Below are 2,603 nucleotides of genomic sequence, written 5' to 3' on the forward strand. Positions count from 1 at the left end.
GGCACCACCGAGCAGCCGAACCTCGTGGAGAAGGCCGCCGGCACGATCCAGGACAAGCTCAAGAAGGAGTAATCCCCACCGGGCCAGTTGCCCGGCTCCTACAGTTCGACCGATGAGAGGAACGACCATGACCGCCTCTACCAATCGGAGCGCATCTCGCCGCTCCCCCGTCCAGACCGCCGCTCTGCTCTACGGGGTCGTCTTCCTGCTCGTGGGCGCGGCCGGGTTCGTCCCGGGCATCACCACCGGCTACGACACCCTGCAGTTCGCCGGCCACCACTCCGAGGCCATGCTCATGGGCGTCTTCCAGGTCTCGATCCTGCACAACCTCGTCCACCTGCTCTACGGGATCGCCGGGATTGCCCTGGCCCGGACCGTGGGAGGGGCGCGGAACTTCCTGCGCTGGGGCGGTGCCGTCTACCTGCTGCTGTGGCTCTACGGCCTGCTCATCAACAAGGAGTCCACCGCCAACTTCGTGCCCCTGAACACCGCCGACGACTGGCTGCACCTGATCCTGGGCCTGACCATGGTCGGGCTGTCCTTCCTGGACCGGAACACCCACGACCGAGCCGCCGGCCGGACCCGCACCTGAGGTCCGCGGCCGGGCATCGTTCGTGTCCGTGCTGCCGCACAGGCAACGGCTCCCCGCCGATGGCAGGGAGCCGTTGCCTGTGCGGGGTCCCGTGGACGGACTCCGCTCCCGGAGTCCTAAGGGTGCGGTCAGGAGAAGACGTACTCGACGTCGGCGAAGTCGTCGGCCGCGAGGACGTAGAACACGCGCAGCACCCCGGCGCCGGTGTTCCGGGCGCCGTGCTCGCGGCCGCCCGGGATGAAGACGTTGGACCCGGGACGGATCGAGTGATCGATGCCCTCGAGGGTGACCACACCCTCTCCGGAGAGGACGTAGTACGTCTCGGCCTGGTCGTGACGGTGCAGGGCGAGGAAACCGCCCTCGGGGAGCTCGGCCACCCCGGTGACCAGGGCGTCGCTGGGGGTCGCTCCGGCGGAGAACAGGGTGCGCCAGGCGAGGTGTCCCCGGTCGTCGTGCCAGCCTTCGAGGGGGCGGTCGTCGTCCTGCAGCACCAGGAGGGCGTTCGCGGCGGTGGGGTCGATGCTCATGCCCTCAGTACACACCCTGGGACTCCCGTCCGCCCTTCCACTACTCGGGAAGCCCGTCCCGAGGCATCCGGGCCGAGCCCAGGAGCGGCCACGGCTCGTCGCCCATCGCCGGTGAGGCCGGCTCGGCCGCGGCACCCTCCCCCACGCTCACCACTGGCCTCCTTTCCTGCCGTGGGCCGGGGTCGAGCAGCGGCGATCCCTTGCTCCGGTGACGCAGGCGCCGGCGCAGGACGGCCCGGGAGTGCCCGGCGGTGCGCAGCCGGGCGCCCGCGTAGGACACCCCGCCGCGCGCCCGGACGGCCACGGCCGCCCACACGCACACCGACCGCTCCAGCACCCACAGTGGAGCCCACAGCACGGTGTCGGCGGGAAAGACCCGGACGCCCTCGGCCCGGCGTCGACCCATCTCGGCCACGCCGCACACGGCGAGGGCGCCCGCGGCCAGGCGAACCGGGTGCCGCAGGGCCCAGCACATCAGTGGCAGCAGGGACAGCTCGGCGAGCAGACGATAGGGCTGGGCGAAGTCGTCGTAGGCCTGCCGGACGCGCTGGCCGAGGAAGTGGGACACGGTGGGGGGCACCCGACCGACCAGCACGTCCAGGGCCACCTTTTCCCGCCCACCGGCCGCGCGCACGGTACGGACGAGCTCGAGGTTCTCGAACAGCACGTCACCGTCGTAGCCGCCGGCGGTGAGCAGGACCGATCGGCGCACCCCGAGGGTGCCGGGCCAGTCCCCGCCCAGGGCACGGTTGAGCAGGGCGCGCCCGGAGTCCCACCGGGCCTGCCAGGGCAGTTCCAGGTAGTAGTTCTGCGGACGGACCACCTCGGCCTGCTCCAGCAGCCCCATGATCCTTTCCAGGGTCCGCCGGGTGTGGCGCACGTCGTCGTCGGCCACCACGATCCGCTCCTCGCGGGCACGGCGCACGCCGGTCATCACCCCCGCGACCTTGCCGTTGGCGCCGGGCCACGGCTCCGGGCGGACGTGCTCGACCGACTCCGGCAGCGCCCGGCGATGGGCGGCGAACAGTTCCGCGGCGGAGCCGTCGACGACAGTGACGGGCAACCACGTCACGACCTCGGTCAGGTAGCGGGCGAGCCCTGCCAGGTCGGCGTCGTCGGCCCACTTCAGCGGCAGGACGTAACGGGCATCGGCCAGAAGACCGGAAGCGGGGGAATCCGCGACGGGGCACCCGGCGGTCGCCTCGACCGGGGCTTCATCACGGCGGTCGGCCTTCACGAAGACTGTGTGGTCCACAAGAGCACCCTTTGTCGACAGCGACGCACTGCGGGCCGGCTGCTCGACCACTCCTCACCCTAACCACACTTGGGTTCCTCGGGCCAAGCATCCCGAGAAAGAACTCTCATCCGACCGGCCGGAGCGGCGCCCGGGTGCGGTGGACGATCAGTGCTCCGCCCGGCTGGTGGACGGGTCCTCACCCCGGCGCATCACGGGCAGGCGCTCGACCCGGTGGGCGAGAGCACCC

Annotated in this window: 3 protein-coding genes; 1 reads left to right on the top strand and 2 read right to left on the bottom strand. The window is 71.5% G+C overall.

Annotation, left to right across the window (positions count from 1 at the left end; all coding sequences use genetic code 11):
* The first annotated feature begins 127 nt into the window (after positions 1-127).
* The gene (locus ACFYE3_RS18945) at positions 128-592 is read left to right on the top strand and encodes a DUF4383 domain-containing protein (RefSeq protein WP_387612000.1); all 465 of its coding nucleotides are present in this window, start codon (positions 128-130) and stop codon (positions 590-592) included.
* A 128-nt stretch (positions 593-720) separates the two neighbouring features.
* On the opposite strand, the gene ACFYE3_RS18950 is transcribed toward ACFYE3_RS18945, so the two are convergent.
* Entirely contained in the window at positions 721-1,119 is a 399-nt protein-coding gene (locus ACFYE3_RS18950; RefSeq protein WP_387612003.1) for a cupin domain-containing protein, read from the bottom strand.
* A 40-nt stretch (positions 1,120-1,159) separates the two neighbouring features.
* Positions 1,160-2,374: a glycosyltransferase gene (locus ACFYE3_RS18955; RefSeq protein ID WP_387612005.1), complete on the bottom strand. Its 1,215-nt coding sequence runs from the start codon at positions 2,372-2,374 to the stop codon at positions 1,160-1,162.
* Positions 2,375-2,603: the final 229 nt, after the last annotated feature.

The sequence above is a fragment of the Kocuria arenosa genome, from assembly GCF_042879215.1.
Taxonomy (GTDB): Bacteria; Actinomycetota; Actinomycetes; order Actinomycetales; family Micrococcaceae; genus Kocuria; species Kocuria arenosa.